We start from the raw sequence: 24,544 nt of genomic DNA, 5'->3' as shown, positions 1-24,544 counted from the left end.
GCCTATCGGCCGCAGCATGCTCCGACTTGAGTGACGCAGTTCAACATAGACGCTCATTTCAAGCCACCTGCGCCGCCGGCTGATGACTCAGCAGATGTTTGAGCAATGCCCGGTAAGCAATCACGCCACGGCTACCGGCATCGAACTGCGAAGGCGTACGCCCTGCCCGGCTGGCATCACGCAAGCGCGTGTCGACCGGAATGTACGCCGGCCACAAGTGCTCAGGATAAGTGTTGCGCAGCACCCGCAGCGTGCTCATGGACGCCTGGGTGCGGCGGTCGAACAGCGTCGGCACGATGGTGTAAGGCAAGGCCTGCTTGCGCGAACGATTGATCATCGCCAGCGTGGTAATCATGCGCTCCAGGCCCTTCACCGCGAGGAACTCGGTCTGCACTGGAATCACCAGTTGCTGGCTGGCTGCCAGGGCGTTGACCATCAGCACGCCGAGCAATGGCGGGCTATCGATGATGGCATGATCGAAATCTTCCCACAGCTGCGCCAGGCTCTTGGCGATCACCAGACCCAGGCCGCTCTGCCCTGGCGACTGGCGTTCGAGCGTGGCCAATGCGGTGCTCGACGGCAGCAGGGAAATATTCTCGTGACTGGTGCCGTGCAACAGCTGCTTGGGCAGGCCCGGCGGTACGTTGCCCTGATGCAGGAACAGATCGAAGCAACTGTGCTCCAGCGTATCGGGATCATGACCGAAATAACTGGTCATCGACCCATGCGGGTCGAGATCGACCACGACCACCCGCTTGCCGGCATCGGCCAACAGGCCTGCCAGTGCGATGGAGGTAGTGGTCTTGCCGACACCACCTTTCTGATTGGCTACTGCCCAGACTTTCATCTTCTCTCATCCTCCCGGCAAGAGGCGCTCAGGCCGAGAATGGCTGTCGCACGCACGCAGCAGGCGACTGGGATTTGACGGCTCACGACTGTGGAACCCCCGACGCAGACGCTGGTGCAGGTTGCGTGCCAGCCTCCGACTGCCGAGTCGCGGCACTGCCAGCGCCACGTCTTGTGTCGAGGTTGCGCGAAATCACCAGCACGACCCGGCGGTTTCGCCCCCTGCCCTCCGCGGTGGCATTGTCGGCCACCGGCTGGAACTCGCCGTAACCCACGGCAGCCAGACGTGAAGGGTCGACACCATCCATGGCCAGCATGCGTACGATGCTCGCCGCACGCGCCGAAGACAGCTCCCAGTTGGTTGGATACAGGGCGGTCTGGATCGGCAGATTGTCGGTGAATCCCTCGACCTTAACTGGATTCTGATAAGGCGCCAGAATCTTGGCGACCTTTTCGATGATATCGAATGCCTGATTGTTCGGAATCGCATCGCCGCTGGGGAACAGCAAGCTGGAGCTGAGCTCGATCTCGATCCACATCTCGTTGCCGCGCACGGTCAACTGCTCGCTCTGGATCAATTCGCCGAACGCCTCGCGCACGCTGGAGGCAATGTTCTGCAGGGTCGAATCCGAGCTTGGGTCGTCGAGTGCGGTGTTGTCAGGCTCACTGGTGCGCGGCCGCTCTTCACCAACCGGAATCGGCTTGATCGAGCGGTCCGGCTGGTTGAACACACCGGTCAGCGAATCAGAAAGAATCTTGTACTTGCCTTCGTTGATCGAGGAGATCGAGTACATCACCACGAAGAAGGCAAACAGCAAGGTGATGAAGTCGGCGTAGGAGACCAGCCAACGTTCGTGATTCTCGTGCTCTTCATGATGCCGCCTGCGTGCCATGCCATACCTCCATCAGTCCATGAAGCCTTGCAGCTTCAGCTCGATGGAACGCGGGTTTTCACCCTCGGCGATGGACAGTATGCCTTCGAGGAGCATCTCGCGATAACGCGACTGGCGCAGGGCAATGGCCTTGAGCTTGTTGCCCGCCGGCAACAGCAGCAGGTTGGCGAAACCAACACCGTAGATGGTGGCGACGAACGCCACAGCAATACCGCTACCGAGCATGCTCGGATCGGCCAGGTTGCCCATCACATGAATCAGGCCCATCACCGCGCCGATGATGCCGATGGTCGGGGCGTAACCACCCATGCTCTCGAACACCTTGGCTGCCTGGATATCGCGCGCCTCCTGGGTGTACAGATCGACCTCGAGAATGCTGCGAATGGATTCCGGCTCGGCACCGTCGACCAGCAACTGCAGACCTTTGCGCGCGTAAGGATCCGGCTCGGCATCGGCCACCGCCTCCAGGCCCAGCAGACCCTCTTTGCGCGCCACCATGCTCCAGCCGACCACACGATTGATGCCACCCACCAGGTCGATGCGCGGCGGGAAGAAAATCCAGCGCATGATGCCCATGGCACGCTTGAACACCTGCACCGGCGCCTGCAGAAAGGCGGCGCCCAAGGTCCCGCCGATGACGATCAGCGCCGCCGGGCCATTGAGCAACGCCCCGGCGTTGCCCCCTTCCAGATAATTGCCGCCCAAAATGGCAACGAACGCCAGGATGACGCCGATTAGGCTCAGTACATCCATGCGCAGGTTCCCGAGTTAGCCTTGGTCACTGGCAGGCCTCGGTCAGGTGCCGACCAATGTCGTCCAGGCCGTAGACCGCATCGGTCAGGTTGGCCTTGACCACCGCCATGGGCATGCCATAGATCACGCAACTGGCTTCATCCTGCGCCCATACCTGGCTGCCGCTCTGCTTGAGCAGTCGCGCGCCTTCGCGGCCATCGGCGCCCATGCCGGTCAGCACCACGGCCAGCACTTTATCGCCATAGGACTTGGCGGCCGAACCGAAGGTGATATCGACGCAAGGTTTGTAGTTGAGACGCTCGTCGCCCGGCAGGATTTTCACCGCGCCACGCGCATCGACCATCATCTGCTTGCCACCGGGTGCCAGCAGTGCCAGACCGGGACGCAGGATGTCGCCGTCTTCGGCTTCCTTGACCTGGATACGGCACAACTTGTCCAAACGCTCGGCAAAGGCCTTGGTAAACGCGGCAGGCATGTGCTGGATCAGTACCAGCGGTGCTGGGAAATTGGCCGGAAGCTGAGTCAATACACGCTGCAGCGCCACCGGGCCACCGGTTGAGGTGCCGATGGCCACCAGCTTGTAGGCCTTGCGCTTGGGCGCTGGCGACGCTGCGCCGCCAGCCGATGGCGCCGGACGCACAGGAACGGCGGGAGCCGGTGCAGCGGAACGTGTCGCAACGGCCGGGCGACTAGTCGGCGCCACGCTCGGGCTCGCCGCGGTCGGCGCCGGAGCCACCGCAGCCGAGCTGAAACGACGGTTGCTGCGCGCAATGCTGTGCACCTTCTCGCACAGCATCTGCTTGACCTTCTCGGGGTTGCGCGAGATGTCTTCGAAGTTCTTCGGCAGGAAATCCACCGCGCCGGCGTCCAGTGCATCGAGGGTGACACGAGCGCCTTCGTGGGTAAGCGAGGAGAACATCAATACTGGCGTCGGGCAGCGCTGCATGATGTTTCGTACTGCCGTGATGCCGTCCATCATCGGCATCTCGTAATCCATGGTGATCACGTCGGGCTTGAGTGCCAACGCCTGATCGATGGCCTCGCGCCCATTGGTGGCCGTGCCGACGACCTGAATGCTGGGGTCAGCAGACAGAATTTCCGAAACGCGCCGGCGGAAGAAACCGGAGTCGTCCACCACCAGAACCTTAACAGCCATACACACTCCTAGACGGCGCGAAGCCAGGGCCCGCGCCGCAAAACATCAGAAACGCCGAGCGTAGCGCTTGAGCATGCTCGGTACGTCGAGAATCAACGCGATGCGTCCGTCGCCGGTTATCGTGGCGCCGGACATCCCGGGCGTGCCTTGCAGCATCTTGCCCAGTGGCTTGATTACCACTTCTTCCTGACCGACCAATTGATCGACGACAAAACCGATGCGTTGGCTGCCAACGGTGAGAATCACCACGTGACCTTCGCGCTGCCCTTCGTGGAAGGCCTGCGGCACCAGCCAGCGCTTGAGATAGAACAGAGGCAGCGCCTTGTCGCGCACGATCACCACCTCCTGGCCGTCGACCACGTTGGTGCGCGACAGATCGAGGTGGAAGATCTCGTTGACGTTGACCAGCGGGAAGGCAAAAGCCTGGTTTTCCAGCATGACCATCAACGTCGGCATGATCGCCAGGGTCAGCGGCACCTTGATGATGATCTTCGAGCCCTGGCCCTTCTGCGAGAACACGTTGACCGTGCCGTTGAGCTGGGAAATCTTGGTTTTCACCACGTCCATGCCGACGCCGCGGCCGGATACGTCGGAAATCTCGGTCTTGGTCGAGAAACCCGGGGCGAAGATCAGGTTGTAGCATTCGAACTCGTTGAGGCGCTCGGCAGCGTCCTTGTCCAGCAGGCCTTTTTCCACGGCCTTGGCACGCAGCACGTCGGCGTCCATGCCTTTACCGTCGTCGGTGATCGACAGCAGGATATGGTCGCCTTCCTGTTCGGCGGACAGCACCACGCGACCTGCACGGGCCTTGCCGGCCTTCTCGCGCTCCTCGGGGGTTTCCACGCCATGGTCGACGGCGTTGCGCACCAAGTGCACCAGCGGGTCAGCCAGCGCCTCGACCAGGTTCTTGTCGAGGTCGGTTTCCTCGCCCACCAGTTCGAGGTTGATTTCCTTCTTCAGGTTGCGCGCCAGATCGCGGACCAGGCGCGGGAAGCGGCCGAAGACCTTCTTGATCGGCTGCATACGGGTCTTCATCACGGAGGTCTGCAGATCCGCCGTGACCACGTCGAGGTTCGACACCGCCTTGGACATGGCCTCGTCGCCGCTGTTGAGCCCCAGGCGCACCAGACGGTTTCGCACCAGCACCAGCTCGCCGACCATGTTCATGATCTCGTCGAGACGTGCGGTATCGACCCGTACGGTGGTTTCCGCTTCGCTCGCAGCAGGCGCCTTGTCGGCGGCCGGGGCCGGCGCAGCGGGCGGGCGGGCAGCAGCAGGTTCGACCTTGGCCGCCGCGGGTTTGGCTGCCGGTGCGGCCGCCTTGGGCGTGGCAGCTGGTTTTGCAGCCACTGCAGGCGCAGGTGCCGGCTCGACGGGCGGAACGAACTTGCCCTTGCCGTGCAACTGATCGAGCAAGGACTCGAACTCGTCATCTGTGATTTCGTCGCCGGCCGGGGCTGGCGTAGCGGCAGCGACCGGCGCAGCCGCTTCGGCCGCGGCCGAGAACTGGCCCTTGCCATGCAGCTGATCAAGCAGCGCTTCAAATTCGTCGTCGGTGATGTCATCACTTGCCGGCGCGGCCACAGGAGCCGAGGCCACCGCTGTAGCGACAGGGGTATCGACCGTGCCAGTGAACTGGCCCTTACCATGCAGCTGATCGAGCAGCGATTCGAACTCGTCGTCGGTAATCTCGTCGCCACTCGTGCTGCTTTCAGCACTCGCATCGGCAGCCGGTGCTTCACCCAGCGCGTCGAGCAATTGCTCGAACTCGCTATCGGTGATATCGCCAGACGCTGACGCTACAGGCGCAGATTCCGGCTCAGGCTCCAGTTCGGCCTGCTGCACCGGTGCAGGCGCTGCTTCGGCACCACCCGGTTCAGCCAGGCGCGCCAGCGCCGCCAGAAGTTCAGGAGTGGCAGGCGTCGGTTCGCGGCGCTCACGCACCTCGCCGAACATGCCATTCACAGCATCAAGAGCCTCGAGCACCACATCCATCAGTTCCGAATCGACGCGACGCTCACCCTTGCGCAGGATGTCGAAGACGTTTTCGGCGATATGGCAGCACTCCACCAACTCATTGAGCTGGAGGAAGCCCGCTCCGCCCTTGACGGTATGGAAACCGCGGAAGATGGCGTTGAGCAGGTTCATGTCGTCCGGTCGGCTTTCCAGCTCGACTAATTGTTCGGACAACTGTTCGAGAATCTCGCCGGCCTCTACCAGGAAATCCTGGAGGATCTCTTCATCGGCGCCGAAGCTCATATTGTGTGCTCCTTAGAACCCTAGGCTGGACAGCAGGTCGTCGACATCGTCCTGGCTGGAGGCAACGTCATCACGCTTATCGGCATGAATCTGTGGACCTTCACCCCGCGATGGCTCTTTTAATTTTTCCTGTTCGGTACGCAGCACTTCGTGGTCATGCTGAATACCGGCAAAACGGTCGACCTGACTGGCCATCAACATCAGCTTGAGCAGGTTGCTTTCCACTTCGGTCACCAGCTGGGTGACACGCTTGATTACCTGACCGGTGAGGTCCTGGTAGTCCTGCGCCAGCAGAATGTCGTTAAGGTGGCCTGAGAGCTTGTTGCCGTCTCGCTCGCTACGGGCAAGGAACAGCTCGACGCGTTTGGCCAATTCACGGAAACCGTCGGCACCGATTTCGCGGCGCATGAAACGACCCCATTCGACGCTCAGGCTCTGCGCCTCGTCGCTCAGGTCATTGACCAGCGGCGCACTCTGCTCGACCAGATCCATGGTCCGGTTGGCGGCTTTCTCGGTCATGGTCACGACGTAGTTGAGGCGCTCGGTCGCATCGGCGATCTGCGAAAGTTCCTGAGCATGCGGCATGCGCGGATCAAGCTGAAAATTGACAATGGCGTTGTGCAGCTCACGGGTCAGCTTGCCGACCTCGTGGTAAAGACCGCGATCACGAACCTTGTTGAGCTCGTTGATCAGTTGCACCGCGGCACCGAAGTTGCCTTGTTCGAGGCTGTCTACCAGATCGCGGGCATTGCTTTTCAGGGTCGACTCAAGGTCACCCATCGTGGAGTCATCGTGTTCCATAGCACCCTCGCGGCTGACATCAGCCGTTGACCCGCTCGAAGATCTTCTCGATCTTTTCCTTCAGCACCTGAGCAGTGAAGGGTTTGACCACGTAACCATTCACGCCGGCCTGGGCCGCCTCGATGATCTGATCGCGCTTGGCTTCAGCGGTCACCATCAGCACCGGCAGGTGCTTGAGGCGCTCGTCGGCGCGCACGGCACGCAGCAGGTCGATGCCGGTCATGCCGGGCATGTTCCAGTCGGTTACCAGAAAATCGAAGCTGCCGCTCTGCAGCATCGGCAGCGCCGAGGTGCCATCATCGGCTTCCGCGGTGTTGGTGAAACCCAAATCCCGCAAGAGGTTCTTGATGATCCGTCGCATCGTCGAGAAATCGTCAACGATGAGGATTTTCATGTTCTTGTCCAAGTCGACCTCCGTACAGTCCCAAACGTATTGCGCTTGCAACTACGTCCTTTAATCGTGAAACCGCTTCCGCCTGCGAGTACGTCGCTCAGCCAGCACGCCATTCACTCAGCCGCGAGCGCAGACGCGCCGCACACTGGCTGTGCAACTGGCTCACGCGCGACTCGCTAACCCCCAGCACTTCACCGATTTCTTTCAAGTTCAGTTCTTCATCGTAATACAGCGCCAGCACGAGGCGTTCGCGCTCCGGCAAGCCAGCAATGGCATCGGCCAAGGCTGTCTGGAAGCGTTCATCTTCGAGGTCCCGCGAAGGTTCGAGGTGGTTGTGCCCGGCGTCCTCATGCAACCCGCCGTGCTCGCCGTCCTGCAACAGGTCGTCGAAGCTGAACAGGCGGCTGCCCAAAGTGTCGCCAAGAATGCCGTAGTAATCCTCCAGACTCAATTGGAGTTCGGCCGCAACCTCGTGATCTTTAGCGTCACGCCCCGTTCTCGCCTCCACGGTGCGAATCGCATCGCTGACCATCCGACTGTTCCGGTGTACCGAACGTGGCGCCCAATCACCCTTGCGCACCTCGTCGAGCATGGAACCGCGAATGCGAATACCGGCGAATGTCTCGAAGCTGGCACCCTTGCTGGAGTCGTATTTGCGCGAGGCTTCGAGCAGGCCGATCATGCCAGCCTGAATCAGGTCATCCACCTGCACGCTGGCAGGCAAGCGAGCCAGCAGGTGATAAGCGATACGCTTGACCAGAGGCGCGTAGCGCTCGATCAGCTGATGCTGGGAATCCTGCGCCTGAGCCTTGTTGTACATACGAAGTCCAGAGGCTGCTGTCATACGGCCGAGTCTGCAGTCGGTTGCTGCACCAGACGCTCGACGAAAAACTCCAGATGGCCACGGGGATTGGCCGGCAGCGGCCAGGTGTCAACCTTCTGAGCTATCGCCTTGAACGCCAGGGCGCACTTGGAGCGAGGGAAGGCTTCATACACAGCGCGCTGCTTCTGCACGGCTTTGCGCACGCACTCGTCATAGGGCACGGCACCGACATACTGCAGGGCGACATCGAGGAAACGATCCGTCACCTTGGTCAGCTTAGCAAAGAGATTGCGCCCTTCCTGCGGACTGTGGGCCATGTTGGCCAGCACGCGGAAACGACTGATGCCGTGATCGCGGTTGAGCAGCTTGATCAGGGCGTAGGCGTCGGTGATCGAGGTGGGCTCGTCGCACACCACCACGAGGATTTCCTGCGCGGCGCGGACGAAGCTGACCACTGCATCGCCGATACCGGCGGCGGTGTCGATCACCAGCACGTCGAGATTCTCGCTGATATCGCTGAAGGCCTGAATCAAGCCGGCGTGCTGCATTGGCGTGAGGCTGACCATGCTCTGCGTACCTGAAGCCGCTGGCACGATGCGCACACCGCCCGGCCCTTGCAGCAGCACGTCACGCAGGTCGCATTCGCCCGCGATCACATCGGCCAGGGTGCGCTTGGGCGTCAGCCCCAACAGAACATCGACGTTGGCCAGGCCAAGGTCAGCGTCCATCAGCATCACCCGACGGCCAAGATCGGCCAGGGCCATGGACAGATTGACCGACACGTTGGTCTTGCCGACGCCACCCTTGCCGCCAGTCACCGCAATCACCTGTACGGGATGCATACCCATGTTCTCTTTACACCTTGTCTAACTTCGACTGGCCATCAGGCCGTTCACTCCCACGCCCACGCATGAGAGGGTGCAACATTCTCGCCGCTTCAGCCGGTTCGCTGCGCCGAGTTGTGGTAGAGGCCGGCGAACATCTGCGCCATGGCATCTTCACTCGGCTCCTCGGCGGCTTGCAGGCCTACTGCCCGGCTTACCAACTGATGACTGCGCGGCACTTGCAGATCGTCCGGAATTCGCGGCCCGTCTGTCACATAGGCTACCGGCAGTTGCTGGCCTATAGCCAGACCTAAAACCTCGCCCAGGCTCGCGGCCTCGTCCAATTTCGTCAGTATGCAGCCTGAAAGACCACAACGCTTGTAACTATGGTAGGCCGCCTTGAGCACTTGGCTCTGACTTGTTGCCGCCAGTACCAGATAATTCTTCGCCTTGATCCGCGCCGAGGCCAGGCTTTCCAGTTGCAGACGCAGCGCCGGATCGTTGGCCGGCAAGCCGGCGGTATCGACCAGTACCACGCGCTTCTTCGCCAGCGGCGCCAAAGCCTGCAGCAGAGACTGACCCGGATCGATCTGGGTCACCGATACACCGAGGATGCGCCCTAGAGTCTTGAGTTGCTCCTGCGCGCCAATACGGAAGCTGTCCATGCTCACCAGAGCGACCTGTTGCGAGCCGTACTTAAGCACGTAACGCGCTGCCAGCTTGGCCAGGGTGGTGGTCTTGCCCATGCCTGCCGGGCCGACCAGGGCGATGACACCACCCTCCTCCAGCGGCTCGACCTTGGGCGTCTTGATCGCGTGAGCCAGATGCGCGAGCAGCATGCGCCAGGCCTGACGCGGCTCGGCAATGCCGGCCACCTTGCCCAGTAGCGCCTGAGACAGTTCGGCGGACAAGCCCATGCGTTGCAGGCGACGCCACAGATTGGCCTGTTGCGGGCGGCGATTCTGTAGCTGGCCCCAGGCGATGGAACCCAGTTGTACTTCAATCAGCTCACGCAAGCCGTGCAGCTCGAAACGCATGGCATCCAGCGCACGCGGATCGACCGCAGGCGTGGCAGGCGCGGAGGCCTCGAGCGCACGTTGCGGCTTGACCGGGGTCGCGGGCAGCTCGGGTGCCAGCAGCGATTCGTTGGCGAACAGCTGACGGTCCTTGCCGGCATCCTGCTCGGCACGGGTGGTCAGTTCGGCCTGGGCACTGGCGATGCGCGCCTGGGTCTTGCGCAGCTCGGCTTCCAGCGCCGGGTTCGGACGTACCGGTGTCGGCGCCTGGTAGTCCAGCGCAGCAGTCAGTTCGACGCCACCGGCGACTCGGCGATTGCCGATGATCGAGGCGTCAGCGCCCAATTCGTCACGCACCAGTTTCATGGCGGTCCGCATATCGGCTGCGAAGAAGCGTTTGACCTGCATGACCCTTTACCTCAGTTCTGGCCAACCGTAGCGACTATGGTGACCTGCTTGTTGTCCGGAATCTCCTGGTACGCCAGCACATGCATGCTGGGTACCGCCAGCCGCGCGAAGCGCGACAGCATCGCCCGGACCGGTCCGGCTACCAGCAGAATCACCGGTTTGCCGAGCATTTCCTGGCGCTGCGCCGCTTCCACCAGGGAACGCTGCAGCTTCTCGGCCATGCCAGGTTCGAGGAGGATGCCATCCTCGCTGCCCTGACCGGCCTTCTGCAGACTATTGAGCAATATCTGTTCCAACCTGGGTTCAAGGGTGATGACAGGCAGCTCCGGCTCTAGTCCCACAATGCTTTGCACGATTGCACGGGCCAGCGACACGCGTACGGCAGCGACCATAGCGGCGGGATCTTGACTCTTTGGCGCGACGTTGGCGATCGCCTCGGCGATGGTACGGATGTCGCGTACCGGCACCTGCTCCTGCAGCAGCGCCTGCAATACCTTGAGCAGGGTCGACAGCGATACCAGCCCCGGTACCAGCTCCTCGGCCAGCTTCGGCGAGCTCTTGGCCAGCAGTTGCATGAGTTGCTGCACTTCCTCGTGCCCCAGCAGCTCGTGAGCATGCTTGTGCAGGATCTGATTGAGGTGGGTGGCGACCACGGTGCTGGCGTCGACCACGGTGTAACCCAGCGATTGCGCCTGATCACGCTGGCTGGGGTCGATCCACACCGCTTCCAGGCCGAACGCCGGATCCTTGGCGGCGATGCCATTGAGCGGGCCGAACACCTGCCCCGGATTGATCGCCAATTCGCGATCCGGGTAGACCTCGGCCTCGGCCACGCTGACCCCCATCAGCGTCAGGCGATAGGCATTGGGCGCCAGGTCAAGGTTGTCGCGGATATGCACCGAGGGCATGAGAAAGCCCATCTCCTGCGACAGCTTCTTGCGTACACCCTTGATCCGCGCCAGCAACTGACCGCCCTGGTTGCGGTCGACCAGCGGAATCAGGCGGTAGCCCACCTCCAGGCCGACCATGTCCACCGGAGTAACGTCGTCCCAGCCCAGCTCCTTGATCTCCTGCGCCTTTTGCGCCGGAATCAGCTCCTGCTGGCGTTGCACTTCCTTGACTTCCTCTTCCTTGGTCTTGCGCTGGCGATTGGCGATCCAGTAGGCACCGCCAGCAGCGATCAGGCCAAGGCTGATGAAGGAAAAATGCGGCATGCCCGGCACCAGGCCCATGGCGATCATGATCGCTGCCGCCACGGCCAGGGCGCGCGGCGAAGCGAACATCTGCCGATTGACCTGCGCGCCCATGTCTTCGGAGGAGGAAACGCGCGTCACCATCACCGCAGCAGCAGTGGACAGCAGCAAAGAGGGAATCTGTGCGACCAGACCGTCACCGATGGTCAACAGGGTGTAGACCTTGCCCGCATCGGAGAAGGCCAGGCTGTGTTGCAACACACCGATGGCGATACCACCGATGAGGTTGATGAAGAGGATCAGCAAACCCGCGATGGCATCGCCACGAACGAATTTGCTGGCACCGTCCATGGAGCCATAGAAGTCGGCTTCCTGGGCCACTTCGCTGCGCCGCTTCTTGGCCTCGGCCTGATCGATCAGACCGGCGTTGAGGTCGGCATCGATGGCCATCTGCTTGCCGGGCATCGCATCGAGGGTAAAACGCGCACTGACTTCGGAGATACGCCCCGCACCTTTGGTCACCACCACGAAGTTGATGATCATGAGGATGGCGAACACCACGATACCAACCACGTAGTTGCCACCAATCACCACTTCACCGAAAGCCTGGATCACCTGGCCAGCGGCGCCATGCCCCTCATGCCCATTGAGCAGCACCACACGCGTCGAGGCGACGTTCAGGGCCAGACGCAGCAACGTGGCGGCCAGCAGGATGGTGGGGAATACCGCGAAGTCCAGCGGGCGCAGTGCATAGATACTGACCAGCAACACCACGATCGACAACGCGATGCTGAAGGTGAACAGCACGTCCAGCAGGAACGGCGGGATCGGCAGCATGACCATGCCGAGCATGACCAGCAGCAGCAGGGGAATACCCAGATTGCCGTGACGCAGGCCTGCCAGATTGCTGCGAACATCACCGATTAACTGTGCGCGATCTACTGCCACGTCCCCACCCCAAGCCATTCAATCTTTTGACGCGAAAATGCGTCTTGAAGGGGTAATGGCAAGAAGCGTTCCAGAAATGACGCAGTGCCGCGCAAGGTGCGACTTACGTGTCGCGGCGCAGGTCCGCCGGAATCGGCAGATCCGGTAACGGCCCGGGCCGCTTGCCCTTGCCCGCCCGGTATTGCCGCAGCTGATAGACGTAAGCGAGAACCTGCGCCACCGCCAGGTACAGGCCTGCTGGGATTTCCTGATCCAGCTCGGTGGAGTAATACACGGCCCGAGACAGAGCAGGCGACTCCAACACCATCACCTGGTGCTCCTGGGCAATTTCACGAATCTTCAGCGCCAGGAAGTCGCCACCCTTGGCCAGCAGCACTGGCGCCCCGCCATTCTCCGGGTCGTACTTGAGTGCTACGGCGAAGTGAGTCGGGTTGGTGATCACCACGTCGGCCTGCGGTACAGCCTGCATCATGCGTCGCTCGGCCATTTCCCGCTGTAGCTGGCGAATACGACCCTTGACCTCGGGCTTGCCCTCGGTGTCCTTGTATTCGTCGCGCACCTCCTGCTTGGTCATCATCAGCTTCTGCTTGTGACTCCACAGCTGGAACGGCACATCCACCGCAGCGATCAGAATCAACCCGCAGGACAACCAGAACGCGCTCCAGCCAACCACCTTGAGGCTGTGCAGGATGGCGGACTCGAGCGGCTCGTTGGCAATCGCCAGCAGATCATCCTGATCCACCGACAGCACCACCAGGGCAACAGCCAGAATCACCAGAAACTTGGCCAGTGCCTTGATCAACTCGACCAATGCCTGAACCGAGAACATGCGCTTCAGGCCTGCCAGAGGGTTCATCCGACTGGCTTTGGGTTGCAGCGCTTCAGCTGAAAACAACCAGCCGCCCAACGCAATCGGACCCACGACGGAAGCGATCAGCAACGCGAGCAAGAATGGCTGCGCCGCCAACAGTGCCTGCTTGCCCGACGCCAACAGGTACAGCGCCATGCTGCCCTCGTTCATCAACACGTCACGCGGCAGGCTGAAGTTACTGCGCATGATGTCCATCAGCGCGTTGCCCATATAGGCGCCGAAGATGATCAATGCCACGGTGCCAGTGAGGGTCACCGCCAGGGTGTTGAGCTCCTTGGAGCGAGCGATCTGGCCCTTCTTGCGCGACTCTTCCAGTCGCTTGCCTGTGGGTTCCTCACTCTTGTCGGCGCCGCTCTCGCTCTCAGCCATACTCGCACCTCATCGCGTCAGGGCGAATTCGCCCAGTTGCTGCAGGGCTTCGCTGGCCAGTGCCTGAAACAGGTTGCCGAAGTCGGAGAGGCTTACCCAGAAAATCACCAGGCCCATGGCCAAGGTCAGAGGGAAACCGATGGAAAAGATGTTCAGTTGCGGCGCAGCGCGGGTCATCACACCGAACGCCAGGTTGATCACCAACAAAGCGGTGACGGCAGGCAGGGTCAACAGCAGACCCGCACCGATTACCCAGCCAAGCTTGCCGGCCAGCTCCCAGTAGTGATTGACCATCAGACCCTGTCCATATGGCAGGGTGACGAAGCTCTCCGCCAGAATCTCCAACGCCACCAGATGGCCGTTGATGGCCAGGAACAACAAGGTCACCAGCATCAGCATGAACTGGCCGAGCACCGGCACCGATACACCGTTGGTAGGGTCCACCATGGAAGCGAAACCCAAACCCATCTGCATGGCGATGATCTGCCCGGCCACGGCGAACAGGTGGAAGAACAGCTGCAGGATGAAACCGAACATGGCGCCGATCAGCACCTGTTCGAGGATCAGCAACAGACTGCGCAGGTTCAGGGCATCCACCTGCGGCATCGGCGGCAGCGTGGGAACCAGCACCACGCTGATGGCCAGCGCCAGGTAGAGTCGTACGCGAGTCGGCACCAACTGGGTACCGATGATCGGCATCACCATCAGCATTGCGGCGATGCGAAACAACGGCAGCAGGAACTGGCCGATCCAGGCGCTGATTTGCTCGTTGCTCAACTCCAACATCGCGCCCTGTCCCTCAACCGATGAGGTACGGAATGTTCTGAATCAACGTCTGGGTGTACTCCATCAGCTGACTCACCAGCCAGGGTCCAGACCAGATCAGCGTCAGCAGCATCACCATCAGGCGCGGCAGAAAACTCAGGGTCTGTTCGTTGATCTGCGTGGCCGCCTGGAACATGGCGACCACCAGGCCGACCAGCAAGCTGGGCACCACCGCCAGGCCAACGATCAGCACGATCAGCCAGAGCGCTTCGCGAAACAGATCAACCGCAACCTCGGGAGTCATCAAAAGCCTCGCTAAATGGTGCCGAAACTGGCGGCCAAGGTGCCCATGATCAGCGCCCAGCCATCGACCAGGACGAACAGCATGATTTTGAACGGCAATGAGATGATCAGTGGCGAGAGCATCATCATGCCCATCGCCATGAGGATACTGGCGACCACCATGTCGATGATCAGAAACGGAATGAAGATCATGAAGCCGATCTGAAACGCGGTTTTCAGCTCGGAAGTGACGAACGCCGGTACCAGGATGGTCAGCGGCACGTCCTCGACGCCAGCCAGATCGGTGCGCTTGGACAGGCGCACGAACAGCGCCAGATCGCTTTCACGGGTCTGCGCCAGCATGAAGTCGCGGATCGGTCCCTCTGCGCGGGTCAATGCTTCTTGGGCGACGATCTCCTCGTTCAGGTAGGGCTGCAACGCATCGGTGTTAATCCGATCGAAAATCGGCGCCATGATGAACATCGTCAGAAACAGCGCTAGACCGACCAGAATCTGGTTCGACGGCGTCTGCTGCAAGCCCAGCGCCTGACGCAGAATGGAGAAGACGATGATGATCCGCGTGAAGCTGGTCATCAACATGACGAACGCCGGAATGAAACTCAGCGCCGTCATGATCAGCAGAATCTGCAGGCTGACCGAGTACTCCTGCTGCCCCTGCGCGTCGGTGGACAGGGTGATGGCCGGAATTGACAGCGGGTTGCTGCCCTGCTGAATCAGCGTGCTGGTACCAGGCGGGTCCTCGGCGAACGCCAGTGAAGCGGCCAGACTCAACACCAGCACCAGCAACAAACGCAGCATCAGGATTTGTCCTTCTGATCCTTGCCCAGCAGCTCCATCAGGCGCTGGGCGAATTCCGGTGTGGCAGGCTGGGCATCAGCCAGGTGCACAGGCTCCTTGAGCACGTGCAAGGGGGTGATGCGTCCCGCCGACAAGCCCAACAAAATCTGCTCGTTACCCACCTGCACCAGCACCAGGCGATCACGCGGGCCGAGTGCTTGGCTCGACAGCAGCTTGATCACCTGCCCACCACGCGGGTTCAGTTGCTGCACGCGACGCAGCAGCCAGGCGAGCAGGAAGATCAACCCGATGACCAGCAGCAGACCGAGCAGCAATTGGCCGAGCTGACCGGCGATATCGCTACCGGCCATGGGCGTTGCAGCCTTGCCAGCAGGTTCGGCGGCCAGTGCGAAACCGGGCAGCGCCAACAGCAACGCGATGAGTCGGGCCATGATCAGCGCAGCTTCTTGATACGTTCGCTGGGGCTGATCACGTCCGTCAGGCGGATGCCGAACTTCTCGTTGACCACCACCACTTCGCCGTGAGCGATCAGCGTGCCGTTGACCAGCACGTCGAGCGGCTCACCGGCCAGACGATCAAGTTCGATCACCGAGCCCTGGTTGAGCTGCAGCAGGTTGCGGATGGTGATATCGGTGTTGCCCACTTCCATGGAAATGGACACCGGAATATCGAGGATCACATCCAGATTAGGTCCATCCAGGTTCGCCGGCAGATTGCTCGGTGGCGGCGCACTGCCAAACTCTTCCATCGGTGCACGCGGCGCGGCAGGTGCTGCAGGCTGAGCAGCGGCCTGCCCGGCCAGCATGGCATCGATATCGTCCTGGTCGGCATCGCCCGCCTCGGCCAACGCTGCGGCCCACTCATCGGCCAGAGCCTGCTCCTCGGGAGAGGTGTTTTCTTCGTCTGCCATCGTCGTTCCTCGCCTGGCTTCAGCTATTCGTTCGCATCGGGCTTGTCAGCCCTGAAGAGTTACCAGCGCATCAGCGCTGGCGTTCGATGGGTTCCAGCACCTGCAGGGCCAGATTGCCCTTGTGTGCACCCAACTTGACCTTGAAGGTCGGCACGCCATTGGCGCGCATGACCACGTTTTCAGGCAATTCCACCGGGATCACGTCACCTGGCTGCATGTGCAGGATGTCGCGCAGCTTCAACTGACGGCGGGCGACGGTGGCGGCCAGCGGCACGCTGACATCAAGGATGTCCTCGCGCAGGGCCTTGATCCAACGCTCGTCCTGATCGTCGACGTCGGACTGAAAACCGGCATCGAGCATTTCGCGAATCGGCTCGATCATCGAGTACGGCATGGTGATATGCAGGTCGCCGCCACCGCCATCGAGCTCGATGTGGAAGGTGGACACCACCACCACTTCGCTGGGGCTGACGATATTGGCCAACGCCGGGTTGACCTCGGAGTTGACGTACTCGAAATTGATGTCCATCACCGCATGCCAGGCTTCGCGCAGATCGACGAAGGCCTGATCGAGCACCATGCGCACCACGCGCAGTTCAGTCGGGGTGAATTCACGACCTTCGATCTTGGCGTGGCGACCATCGCCGCCAAAGAAGTTGTCCACCAGCTTGAACACCAGCTTGGCGTCGAGGATGAACAGCCCGGTGCCGCGCAGTGGCTTCATCTTCACCAGGTTGAGACTGGTGGGCACGTACAGCGAGTGCACGTATTCGCCGAACTTCATTACCTGTACGCCACCGACGGCAACGTCAGCCGAGCGGCGCAACAGGTTGAACATGCTGATACGGGTATAACGGGCAAAGCGCTCGTTGATCATCTCCAGGGTCGGCATGCGCCCACGGACGATACGATCCTGACTGGTCAGGTCATATTGCTTGACGCTCCCCGGCTCCGCGGCGTCCTCGGTTTCGACCAGGCCGTCGTCGACGCCATGCAACAGCGCATCGATCTCGTCCTGGGAAAGCAGGTCTTGCACGGCCATCTTCGGCTCCCGCTACTGCAACACGAAATTGGTGAACAGCACCTGCTCGACCACAGTGCTGCCGGTTTCCTTCTGCGCCAGTTCCTGCACGCTGGCCAGGGCCTGCTGCAAGAGCATTTCCTTGCCCAACGGCGTTTGCAGCGCGGCAAAATCCTGACCGGACAACAGCATCACCAGACGATTACGCAATACCGGCATGTGCACCTTGAGCTTCTCCATGCCGGCCGCATCGCGGCTCATCAGGGCCATGCTGACCTGCAGGTAGCGGGTACGGTTCTGGTAGTTGAAATTGACCACGAAGGCCGGCATCAGGTCCTGGTAGATGGCAGGCTGACGCACGGGAGCCGCCGATGCAGCAGCTTCTGCCGGCTTGGCCTCCTCGCTCTTGTCGCCCTTGCTGAGAATGAACCAGGTCCCGCCCACGGAAAGACCGACGGCCAGGAGCAGGCCCACCACGATCAGGATGATGAGTTTGAGCTTGCTCTTGCCGGCGGGTTGTCCGTCGGCAGCCGGTGCCGCTTCTTTCTTAGCCATGCCAATAATCCGTCACTATCGGAGTTCTTTCCGCATTCAAAGGGTTAAGAGCAAGTGTTATGCCAGCATATGAGCAGGCTTGTCTAACTCTGGGCTGCGGATTTAACAGCGCCAGCTCCTTGCTGTCACCCTAAATGCATTCGCCCGAGTACCTTTCGGCAACCCGGGCGAATGCAAGTCTAGCGGAGGATCAGCGATAACCAGACATTGCCCGGCCTGGCTATCCTGCCCCAGCGTCACTCAAGCGTAGTAATCGACCAGCCCACGACCAGAGGCCAGACGCTCGCTACGCACTTCCTGATGAACACCTGGCTGCAACTCGTCACTGCCAAGCAATTCATCACGCGAGCCATTACCTCCCCGGCCTCCCTCGCCCTGCCCCTGCCAACCGCGGTTGAGCGACTGATCGGAAACGTTGGCATCGGCCAGATTCATGCCTTGCTGCGCGAACAGTTCGCGTAGGCGATGCATCTGCCCCTCGAGCGCTTCACGCACCCCGGCATTGGGGCTGGCGAAGGTCACCTGGGCCTGATCCTGAGACAGGTTAACGCGCACCTCGAGGCGCCCCAGATCCGCCGGATCGAGCTGAATTTCAGCCGACTTGAGGTTCTGGCTGGACAGCCACATGACACGATCCACCACCGCCTCGCTCCAACCGCCCTGATGCATGGCTACCGGCTGGCCGGGCACCAACGGCACGCGCTGGGCAGCGCCAGCCTGATGATTGAGCGCCTGCGTTAGCGCATTGAGCTTGCTGACGAACTGATCCGGCCGATTGGGCTGAACGCTGTCCTTGAGACTCTCCAGGGTATCCTTGGCCAGGCTTTCCAGCGGTAGATCCAGCACCGGCTCCTCAGCGCTCTCGGCCGACTCTTCGCCCTTGCCCATGGCCGCCATGGCCGCGGCGAAATCCGTGCTGGTCGCCACTCGCGTGCTCTTGATCGCAGCGTCCTGCGGCGACTGCGCCTTGCTCGCCTCTTCCGTCGACTGCTTGAGCAGCGCCAACGGGTCGAGCGCATCCTCCTCTGGCACCGGCTCGGCATTCTCAGCAACATCGCCGTTGGCACCAGTAATCACCAGCGCCGGCAGCTCCGCCGACTCCTCGGTTACCGGAGCGCCATCTACCTGTGGCTGGATACCGCCCAGCGCCATTGCCAGCAACGGATCGAGCTCTTCTTCAGCGCCCTCCTGCGTCGGCAAGGAATTGCCGGGGGCGGCAACCGCAGGCTGCTCGGCAGCGGCAGAAGCGGCATCGGGCTCCCCTGTTGATGGCGCAGAACTCTGCTCCTGGCTGGTTTTGTCGGTACTGCCAGCGCGCTCGCCAGGCTTGGCCTGACGCTCCTTGGCATATACCTCGGCAAAGCTGGAAGCACCGTTTTTGCTGGGCTCCGGCGCTTTGGCCGGCGGCTTCGCTTTGCTCTTCACCTCAGGCGTAGCCTGCAGGCGTAGGTCGGGCAACGCGGACATGGACGCTCTCCGTCTGATGGGTCGTGACGGGATCAGAGCAAAGGGCGGGCCAACTCGTGAAAAGGTGTCAGAGCCGGTAACGCTGACGCTCGGATTTGAACAGGATGCGGACGATGGCGAACTCACGCTCGATCTGCTCGATCAAGGCCGGAGCCAGTTCCAGCGCGTCGCGCCGGCCAGCGTCCTCCAGCTCCTTGCACAGGTTGGCCAGCAGCACCGCCCCCATGTTGCTGCAGCTGCCCTTGAAGCTATGGGCTGCCAGGCGCACTCCCTGGGCATCACCCTCGACCTGGGCCTGATGCAACAGACGCAGACGCTCTTCGGAGTCGGCCACGAAGGTATCGAGCAGAATCGGATATTCGTCTTCCATGACGTCCTGCAAGGCTGCCAGGACAGCATCGTCGAGATGGATATCGGACACCGGGTCACTCCCTGAACATCGAGGCCAGAATTATGCCTCAGTGGACCAGCAAAACTCCACGCTGACGCCCCGCCCGTCGGGGCAACGACCGAAACCGTCGCTGAGCTCACGCACCAACGCCAGCCCACGCCCACAGAGCGCATCGTCCGCCGTGCCGATGATCGTGGCAGGGTCGAAACCGGGCCCGCTGTCCTCCACCCGCACGATCAGCCGACCGCCATTGGCCTCGGGCAGCATCTGCAGATGAAAACGCACATAGCCGTCATGCAGCGACGCCAGGCGCAGACGCCGTTCCCGGTAATACTCGGCAAAACCACTGGCATCCTGCTTGAGCGACGAGTCCAGGCCCATCACGCCATGCTCCAACGCGTTGGAATAAAGCTCGGAAAGTACGGTGTACAGCTCGCCCCCGCGTGGCCGCAGCGCTTGCACATCCAGCAGCAGCTGCAACAGAAAGGGCAAGGGATTGAAATGGCGCAGGCTCAATGCGCGAAACTCGAAACTGGCTGACCAGTCCATCACGCAGCTCTGGCCGCTGTCGGCAAAGGCTAACGGCCGGGGACGCTCGTCGTCTTCGGCCAAGCCGACCTGGGCCATGCTGACATCGTCCTGCTGCTCACCGCGAAACGCCACCAACGCCTGCTGGATTTCCTCGAACAGCGCCTGCGGTTGACGATTGGCCTCCAACAGCCTGAGCAGGCGTGCCTCGCCGAATAACTCGCCCTGCTTATCGCTGGCTTCGAGCACGCCGTCACTGAGCAGGAAGATGCGATCTCCCGGTGCCAGCGGGTAGACCTCGCAACGATCGCTGAACGCCGCAGGCTCTAGAATCCCCAGCGGCAGATGACGTGACACCAATGGCTGACGCGGCCGGCTATCGGCATGCAGCAAGTAGCCATCCGGCAGCCCACCGTTCCACACCTCGAGCAAACCGCGTTTGCTGCTGATGTTGAGCAACGTGGCGCAGCAGAAAACGCCCACCGGCAGAATGCGCTTGAGCTTGGCATTGATCTCGCGAAGGATCTCGGCAAGCGCGTGGCCCTTGGCAGTCATGCCGTAAAACACCTCGGCCAGCGGCATGGCGCCAATGGCCGCAGGCAAGCCGTGACCAGTGAAATCGCCGAGCATCACATGCATGCCGCCGGACGGCTTGTAGGCAGCCAGCAACAAGTCACCGTTGAACAGCGCGTAGGGCGATTGCATGTAGCGAATGTTTGGCGCATCCAGGCAGCCGGAATGCGCCACCTTGTCGAATACCGCCTTGGCCACACGCTGCTCGCTCAGCAGGTGCTCGTTGTGCCGGGCGATCAGGTCGCGCTGTTGCAAGACCGTGTCATGCAGACGACGCAGGCGGTCCATCGCGCCAATCTTGGCTTCGAGTATCACCCGGTTGTAGGGCTTGGCGAGAAAGTCGTCGCCACCGGCCTCCAGGCAGCGCACCAGCGCCTCACCTTCGGTTAGCGAGGTGAGAAAGATGATCGGCACCAACGCCTCGCCGGCCTGCTCCTTGATCCGCCGGGCGGCCTCGAAGCCGTCCATCACGGGCATCAGCGCATCCATCAATACCAGGTGCGGGCGCTCCTGCTCGAACAGCGCGACCGCCTCCAGGCCATTGCTGGCGGTGAGCACGCGATGGCCCTGGCGACTGACGATGGTGGACAACAGCATGCGATCAGCCGCGTTGTCCTCGGCGATCAGGATCGCAAGACGATCTGGCATCCTCAGCTGATCTGAAACAGCTGCTCGAAGTTGGAGATCGCGAGGATCTTGCGCACATCACTGCTGCAGTTGAGCAAGCGAATTTGCGCAGAGTCGCCGCCGGCATGATCACGCAACAACAACAGCATGCCTAACGCCGAGCTATCCAGGTAACTGGTATCACGCAAATCGACCTGATAACGCTTGGGCGTCACACTGGTGCGCTCGTAGGCGTCACGAAATTCCTGGTGAGAGGCGAAGTCGAAGCGTCCTCGAATCACGATGGTCAGCTCTTGTCCGTCCGCCGACGGCTGCGAAGTGATGGCCATGTCTACTCCTTTGTCGAGACTCTGCCAGATGGGGCGGTTCACGTCTCAAGGTGTAGCATTTGGCAGGCGCCGAAACAACTTCTATTCAGGGCTCACCACGGTCGATCAGGCGTTGCGCCAGCTCGTCGAGCAATTTCTGCTCTCGCCGATCCTCGACCAACCGCGCTTCGTCGATGTAGCGCTGCACCAGTTTGCGCAGCCCTTCGAGACGCGCATAGCGCTGCTGCCACACGGCGCGCACCTTCTCCATATTGGCGCGGTGCCACTCGAGGCTCTGCTGCTGTTGACCAACTGCCGTTTCCAGTTGTGACAAGAAGCGTTGATAGTTCATCAGCCACTGGCCGGAAACGCCCTTGCTGCCCTCGTTGATCCACTGCTGCTGGTAGTCACCGCGAAACCGCTCCAGCTCGCCCAGCTTGGCTTCGGCCTGGCCTACCAGCCCCTTGCAATGGCCAAGCTGGCGAGCTGCCTCGCGCTCGGCCCTTTCTGCCATTTCAACGACCGGCTGCAGACGCTTGGCTCGGCTGAGGCTCATGGATACACGACCTCAGTGGCGACGAAAATTGTCCTTGGCAACACCATCATTGTCCCAGTACGGCAGCCAACTGTTCACGGCTCAGCGGCATACCCACGCTTTCATCGAGCCCCTGACGCAGGTACTGAGCCATGATCGGTTGCCGCGCGATGGCCAGATCGGTGTCCGCATCGCCACCTGGAACATAGGCGCCAACGCTGATCAGGTCGCGGCTTTGCTGATAGCGCGACCACAGCTGCTTGAAACGCTGCGCCTGCTTGAGCTGCTCCGGCGGTACCACCTGCGGCATGACCCGGCTGATGGAGGATTCGATATCGATCGCCGGATAGTGCCCCTCCTCGGCCAGGCGACGCGACAGCACGAAGTGCCCGTCGAGCACACCCCGCGCGGCATCGGCGATGGGGTCCTGTTGGTCATCGCCCTCACTCAGGACGGTGTAGAAAGCAGTGATCGAACCACCGCCGGCTTCAGCATTACCAGCACGTTCGACCAACTTCGGCAGTTTGGCGAACACCGAGGGCGGATACCCCTTGGTAGCGGGCGGCTCACCGATGGCCAGGGCGATTTCACGCTGGGCCTGGGCATAGCGCGTCAGCGAATCCATCAGCAGCAGGACGTTCTTGCCCTTGTCGCGGAAATACTCGGCGATACGCGTACAGTACTGCGCAGCGCGCAAGCGCATCAGCGGTGCATCGTCGGCAGGCGACGCCACGACGACAGAACGCTTGATACCTTCTTCACCGAGAATTTCGTCGATGAATTCCTTGACCTCGCGCCCCCGTTCGCCGATCAGCCCGACCACGATGATTTCGGCCTCGGTAAAACGGGTCATCATGCCCAGCAGCACGGACTTGCCCACGCCGGTGCCGGCGAACAGGCCCAGGCGCTGACCACGGCCGACGGTGAGCAGGCCGTTGATCGAACGAATGCCGACATCCAGCGGCTGGCTGATCGGGTCGCGGTTGAGCGGGTTGATGGTGGGACCATCCATCGGCACCCAGTCTTCGGCCTTCATCCCGCCCTTGCCGTCCAGCGCGCGGCCAGCACCGTCAAGCACGCGGCCTAGCATGGACATGCCCATGGGCAAACGCCCGGCATCTGGCAGCGGCACCACGCGCGCACCTGGCGCAATGCCGGCCAGGCTGCCGGCCGGCATCAGGTAGATCTTGCCACTGGAAAAGCCCATCACCTCGGCCTCGACCTGAACCGGGTGGTAGCTGTCTTCGTTGATCACCAGGCAGCGGCTGCCAATCGCGGCGCGCAGCCCTTCGGCCTCCAGGGTGAGACCAACCATGCGCAACAAGCGGCCTTCGAGTATGGGCTGGCTGGGCAAATTGATCGCATCGCTATAACCCTCCAGACGCCGGGCGAAGCTCACGCGGTCAAGGCGCATCGTCGCTGTCCAGATCCAGGTTGATGTCCGCTTCCGGCGGCTGAGTGATTTGCGCGCGCTGCTGCTCGAACAATTGCTTGAGCGCTTGCGCCATACGCGTTTCAACGCTGGCATCGATCTGGCTATGCTCCGACTCGATGCGGCAACCGCCAGGCAGCAGGCTGTCGTCCTCGAGAATGCGCCAGTTTTCCTCATGGCGCTCACGCAACGCCTTGATGGTCTCGAAATCCTGCGGATTGACCTGAATGCGCACATTGTCTGCGCCCATCGGCAACAGCTTGAGTGCCTCGCGCAAGACCTGGCGAATCTGGCTGGAATCGGTGCTCAGTTCGCGCTGAATCACCTCACGTACCATATGGCTGACCAGGCGCACCATGGCCACTTCCATCTGCTGATCCTGCTCGGCAATCGGCTCGAGCAACTGCGTCATGATTTTTTCCAGACTGCCGACCTTCAGCGCCAGGGCCGCGTCAGCCTCCTGCTTGGCCTTGATCTGGCCGGCGTGAAAGCCGTCCTTCTCGCCTGTGGCGAAACCTTCGTTGTAGGCATCCTGGCGGATGGCTTCGAGTTCATCGAGTGTCAGCGGTTTGACATCTTCGAGTGCGACCTCCTCGGCCTGCCTCGCTTCTGGCTCCTCGGCTGCCGCAGCATGCTGCTGCGCCTGCTCATCAGCGGCAACATCGGCATCGATCGTCTCTTCACCCGGTGCATCGAAGCTGGGCAGCGCCCAGCGGTCGAATGTACCCAGATCCTTGGCGCGAATCAGCTCGCTATCGGGCTCCTTGGCCGCCATGG

At 61.6% G+C, this 24,544-nt stretch carries 26 protein-coding genes; all 26 read right to left on the bottom strand.

The features are described 5' to 3' along the window. Nucleotides 1-58: 58 nt before the first annotated feature. The 26 genes from BM059_RS05910 to fliH all read right to left on the bottom strand — a co-directional run bounded on the left by BM059_RS05910 (nt 59) and on the right by fliH (nt 24,542). Complete coding sequence (locus BM059_RS05910) at nt 59-847, bottom strand: ParA family protein (RefSeq protein ID WP_037002844.1); 789 nt, start codon at nt 845-847, stop codon at nt 59-61. A gap of 82 nt (nt 848-929) precedes the next feature. Beyond that, nucleotides 930-1,739: a flagellar motor protein MotD gene (gene motD, locus BM059_RS05905; protein ID WP_037002845.1), complete on the bottom strand. Its 810-nt coding sequence runs from the start codon at nt 1,737-1,739 to the stop codon at nt 930-932. A 12-nt stretch (nt 1,740-1,751) separates the two neighbouring features. Beyond that, nucleotides 1,752-2,492 (bottom strand): flagellar motor protein, encoded by a 741-nt coding sequence (locus tag BM059_RS05900; RefSeq protein WP_037002846.1) that lies wholly within the window; start codon nt 2,490-2,492, stop codon nt 1,752-1,754. Between the two features lie 25 nt (nt 2,493-2,517). Then, entirely contained in the window at nt 2,518-3,648 is a 1,131-nt protein-coding gene (locus tag BM059_RS05895; protein ID WP_037002848.1) for a protein-glutamate methylesterase/protein-glutamine glutaminase, read from the bottom strand. 45 nt (nt 3,649-3,693) lie between these two features. Beyond that, nucleotides 3,694-5,907 carry a chemotaxis protein CheA gene (locus tag BM059_RS05890; protein ID WP_074937363.1) on the bottom strand — a complete coding sequence of 738 codons (2,214 nt, stop codon included), beginning with the start codon at nt 5,905-5,907 and terminating at the stop codon, nt 3,694-3,696. 12 nt (nt 5,908-5,919) lie between these two features. After that, nucleotides 5,920-6,708 carry a protein phosphatase CheZ gene (locus BM059_RS05885; protein ID WP_037002853.1) on the bottom strand — a complete coding sequence of 263 codons (789 nt, stop codon included), beginning with the start codon at nt 6,706-6,708 and terminating at the stop codon, nt 5,920-5,922. Nucleotides 6,709-6,727: 19 nt separating this feature from the next. Beyond that, complete coding sequence (locus tag BM059_RS05880) at nt 6,728-7,102, bottom strand: chemotaxis response regulator CheY (protein ID WP_169968482.1); 375 nt, start codon at nt 7,100-7,102, stop codon at nt 6,728-6,730. Between the two features lie 97 nt (nt 7,103-7,199). Continuing rightward, nucleotides 7,200-7,946 carry an RNA polymerase sigma factor FliA gene (gene fliA / locus BM059_RS05875; protein ID WP_037002854.1) on the bottom strand — a complete coding sequence of 249 codons (747 nt, stop codon included), beginning with the start codon at nt 7,944-7,946 and terminating at the stop codon, nt 7,200-7,202. Then, nucleotides 7,943-8,773: a flagellar synthesis regulator FleN gene (gene fleN, locus BM059_RS05870; RefSeq protein WP_162843938.1), complete on the bottom strand. Its 831-nt coding sequence runs from the start codon at nt 8,771-8,773 to the stop codon at nt 7,943-7,945. Before fleN ends, fliA begins: the two co-directional genes overlap by 4 nt. 89 nt (nt 8,774-8,862) lie before the next feature. Next, the gene (gene flhF, locus BM059_RS05865) at nt 8,863-10,173 is read right to left on the bottom strand and encodes a flagellar biosynthesis GTPase FlhF (protein WP_074937361.1); all 1,311 of its coding nucleotides are present in this window, start codon (nt 10,171-10,173) and stop codon (nt 8,863-8,865) included. Nucleotides 10,174-10,184: 11 nt separating this feature from the next. Beyond that, entirely contained in the window at nt 10,185-12,332 is a 2,148-nt protein-coding gene (flhA, locus tag BM059_RS05860; RefSeq protein ID WP_074937360.1) for a flagellar biosynthesis protein FlhA, read from the bottom strand. 85 nt (nt 12,333-12,417) lie between these two features. Beyond that, on the bottom strand, nt 12,418-13,554 hold the full coding sequence (gene flhB / locus BM059_RS05855; RefSeq protein ID WP_037002860.1) for a flagellar biosynthesis protein FlhB: 1,137 nt from the start codon (nt 13,552-13,554) through the stop codon (nt 12,418-12,420). A gap of 9 nt (nt 13,555-13,563) precedes the next feature. Continuing rightward, complete coding sequence (gene fliR, locus BM059_RS05850; RefSeq protein ID WP_037002861.1) at nt 13,564-14,340, bottom strand: flagellar biosynthetic protein FliR; 777 nt, start codon at nt 14,338-14,340, stop codon at nt 13,564-13,566. A gap of 13 nt (nt 14,341-14,353) precedes the next feature. Next, on the bottom strand, nt 14,354-14,623 hold the full coding sequence (gene fliQ, locus BM059_RS05845; RefSeq protein WP_037002864.1) for a flagellar biosynthesis protein FliQ: 270 nt from the start codon (nt 14,621-14,623) through the stop codon (nt 14,354-14,356). 11 nt (nt 14,624-14,634) lie between these two features. Then, a complete protein-coding gene (fliP, locus tag BM059_RS05840) occupies nt 14,635-15,420 on the bottom strand; it encodes a flagellar type III secretion system pore protein FliP (RefSeq protein WP_037002867.1) in 786 nt (261 codons plus the stop codon). Beyond that, on the bottom strand, nt 15,420-15,851 hold the full coding sequence (gene fliO, locus BM059_RS05835) for a flagellar biosynthetic protein FliO (RefSeq protein ID WP_074937356.1): 432 nt from the start codon (nt 15,849-15,851) through the stop codon (nt 15,420-15,422). Before fliO ends, fliP begins: the two co-directional genes overlap by 1 nt. Nucleotides 15,852-15,853: 2 nt before the next feature. Further along, the gene (gene fliN / locus BM059_RS05830; RefSeq protein ID WP_037002875.1) at nt 15,854-16,330 is read right to left on the bottom strand and encodes a flagellar motor switch protein FliN; all 477 of its coding nucleotides are present in this window, start codon (nt 16,328-16,330) and stop codon (nt 15,854-15,856) included. Between the two features lie 70 nt (nt 16,331-16,400). Beyond that, nucleotides 16,401-17,372, bottom strand: coding sequence for a flagellar motor switch protein FliM (gene fliM / locus BM059_RS05825; RefSeq protein WP_013714989.1), 972 nt, complete (start codon nt 17,370-17,372; stop codon nt 16,401-16,403). A 12-nt stretch (nt 17,373-17,384) separates the two neighbouring features. After that, on the bottom strand, nt 17,385-17,906 hold the full coding sequence (gene fliL / locus BM059_RS05820; RefSeq protein WP_074937354.1) for a flagellar basal body-associated protein FliL: 522 nt from the start codon (nt 17,904-17,906) through the stop codon (nt 17,385-17,387). A 240-nt stretch (nt 17,907-18,146) separates the two neighbouring features. Then, a complete protein-coding gene (locus tag BM059_RS05815; protein ID WP_074937352.1) occupies nt 18,147-19,373 on the bottom strand; it encodes a flagellar hook-length control protein FliK in 1,227 nt (408 codons plus the stop codon). A gap of 67 nt (nt 19,374-19,440) precedes the next feature. After that, a complete protein-coding gene (locus BM059_RS05810; RefSeq protein WP_037002881.1) occupies nt 19,441-19,794 on the bottom strand; it encodes an Hpt domain-containing protein in 354 nt (117 codons plus the stop codon). A gap of 30 nt (nt 19,795-19,824) precedes the next feature. Further along, a complete protein-coding gene (locus BM059_RS05805; protein ID WP_074937350.1) occupies nt 19,825-21,513 on the bottom strand; it encodes an ATP-binding SpoIIE family protein phosphatase in 1,689 nt (562 codons plus the stop codon). 2 nt (nt 21,514-21,515) lie between these two features. Beyond that, nucleotides 21,516-21,821, bottom strand: a complete 306-nt coding sequence (locus BM059_RS05800; RefSeq protein WP_037002884.1) for an STAS domain-containing protein — start codon at nt 21,819-21,821, stop codon at nt 21,516-21,518. An 85-nt stretch (nt 21,822-21,906) separates the two neighbouring features. Continuing rightward, a complete protein-coding gene (gene fliJ / locus BM059_RS05795) occupies nt 21,907-22,356 on the bottom strand; it encodes a flagellar export protein FliJ (protein ID WP_037002885.1) in 450 nt (149 codons plus the stop codon). 46 nt (nt 22,357-22,402) lie between these two features. Next, the gene (fliI, locus tag BM059_RS05790; RefSeq protein ID WP_037002886.1) at nt 22,403-23,749 is read right to left on the bottom strand and encodes a flagellar protein export ATPase FliI; all 1,347 of its coding nucleotides are present in this window, start codon (nt 23,747-23,749) and stop codon (nt 22,403-22,405) included. After that, nucleotides 23,739-24,542, bottom strand: coding sequence for a flagellar assembly protein FliH (fliH, locus tag BM059_RS05785; protein ID WP_074937349.1), 804 nt, complete (start codon nt 24,540-24,542; stop codon nt 23,739-23,741). The genes fliI and fliH overlap by 11 nt, the downstream gene beginning before the upstream one ends. Nucleotides 24,543-24,544: the final 2 nt, after the last annotated feature.

Origin of the sequence: Ectopseudomonas composti (assembly GCF_900115475.1) — a bacterium.
Classification (GTDB): Bacteria; Pseudomonadota; Gammaproteobacteria; order Pseudomonadales; family Pseudomonadaceae; genus Aquipseudomonas; species Aquipseudomonas composti.
The sequence above is the reverse complement of the archived record's forward strand: the minus strand, read 5'-3'. Positions and strand labels throughout refer to the sequence as shown.

What these genes read in the sequence shown, in the direction of transcription:
- BM059_RS05815 (WP_074937352.1), bottom strand. Translation starts at nt 19,373, where the DNA reads ATGTCCGCGTTGCCCGACCTACGCCTGCAGGCTACGCCTGAGGTGAAG.
- BM059_RS05900 (WP_037002846.1), bottom strand. Translation starts at nt 2,492, where the DNA reads ATGGATGTACTGAGCCTAATCGGCGTCATCCTGGCGTTCGTTGCCATT.
- fliJ (WP_037002885.1), bottom strand. Translation starts at nt 22,356, where the DNA reads ATGAGCCTCAGCCGAGCCAAGCGTCTGCAGCCGGTCGTTGAAATGGCA.
- flhF (WP_074937361.1), bottom strand. Translation starts at nt 10,173, where the DNA reads ATGCAGGTCAAACGCTTCTTCGCAGCCGATATGCGGACCGCCATGAAA.
- fliI (WP_037002886.1), bottom strand. Translation starts at nt 23,749, where the DNA reads ATGCGCCTTGACCGCGTGAGCTTCGCCCGGCGTCTGGAGGGTTATAGC.
- fliN (WP_037002875.1), bottom strand. Translation starts at nt 16,330, where the DNA reads ATGGCAGACGAAGAAAACACCTCTCCCGAGGAGCAGGCTCTGGCCGAT.
- flhA (WP_074937360.1), bottom strand. Translation starts at nt 12,332, where the DNA reads ATGGCTTGGGGTGGGGACGTGGCAGTAGATCGCGCACAGTTAATCGGT.
- motD (WP_037002845.1), bottom strand. Translation starts at nt 1,739, where the DNA reads ATGGCACGCAGGCGGCATCATGAAGAGCACGAGAATCACGAACGTTGG.
- BM059_RS05890 (WP_074937363.1), bottom strand. Translation starts at nt 5,907, where the DNA reads ATGAGCTTCGGCGCCGATGAAGAGATCCTCCAGGATTTCCTGGTAGAG.
- fliM (WP_013714989.1), bottom strand. Translation starts at nt 17,372, where the DNA reads ATGGCCGTGCAAGACCTGCTTTCCCAGGACGAGATCGATGCGCTGTTG.
- BM059_RS05910 (WP_037002844.1), bottom strand. Translation starts at nt 847, where the DNA reads ATGAAAGTCTGGGCAGTAGCCAATCAGAAAGGTGGTGTCGGCAAGACC.
- BM059_RS05800 (WP_037002884.1), bottom strand. Translation starts at nt 21,821, where the DNA reads ATGGCCATCACTTCGCAGCCGTCGGCGGACGGACAAGAGCTGACCATC.
- fliL (WP_074937354.1), bottom strand. Translation starts at nt 17,906, where the DNA reads ATGGCTAAGAAAGAAGCGGCACCGGCTGCCGACGGACAACCCGCCGGC.
- fliR (WP_037002861.1), bottom strand. Translation starts at nt 14,340, where the DNA reads ATGTTGGAGTTGAGCAACGAGCAAATCAGCGCCTGGATCGGCCAGTTC.
- fliH (WP_074937349.1), bottom strand. Translation starts at nt 24,542, where the DNA reads ATGGCGGCCAAGGAGCCCGATAGCGAGCTGATTCGCGCCAAGGATCTG.
- BM059_RS05895 (WP_037002848.1), bottom strand. Translation starts at nt 3,648, where the DNA reads ATGGCTGTTAAGGTTCTGGTGGTGGACGACTCCGGTTTCTTCCGCCGG.
- BM059_RS05880 (WP_169968482.1), bottom strand. Translation starts at nt 7,102, where the DNA reads ATGAAAATCCTCATCGTTGACGATTTCTCGACGATGCGACGGATCATC.
- fleN (WP_162843938.1), bottom strand. Translation starts at nt 8,773, where the DNA reads ATGGGTATGCATCCCGTACAGGTGATTGCGGTGACTGGCGGCAAGGGT.
- fliO (WP_074937356.1), bottom strand. Translation starts at nt 15,851, where the DNA reads ATGGCCCGACTCATCGCGTTGCTGTTGGCGCTGCCCGGTTTCGCACTG.
- flhB (WP_037002860.1), bottom strand. Translation starts at nt 13,554, where the DNA reads ATGGCTGAGAGCGAGAGCGGCGCCGACAAGAGTGAGGAACCCACAGGC.
- fliP (WP_037002867.1), bottom strand. Translation starts at nt 15,420, where the DNA reads ATGCTGCGTTTGTTGCTGGTGCTGGTGTTGAGTCTGGCCGCTTCACTG.
- BM059_RS05805 (WP_074937350.1), bottom strand. Translation starts at nt 21,513, where the DNA reads ATGCCAGATCGTCTTGCGATCCTGATCGCCGAGGACAACGCGGCTGAT.
- fliQ (WP_037002864.1), bottom strand. Translation starts at nt 14,623, where the DNA reads ATGACTCCCGAGGTTGCGGTTGATCTGTTTCGCGAAGCGCTCTGGCTG.
- fliA (WP_037002854.1), bottom strand. Translation starts at nt 7,946, where the DNA reads ATGACAGCAGCCTCTGGACTTCGTATGTACAACAAGGCTCAGGCGCAG.
- BM059_RS05885 (WP_037002853.1), bottom strand. Translation starts at nt 6,708, where the DNA reads ATGGAACACGATGACTCCACGATGGGTGACCTTGAGTCGACCCTGAAA.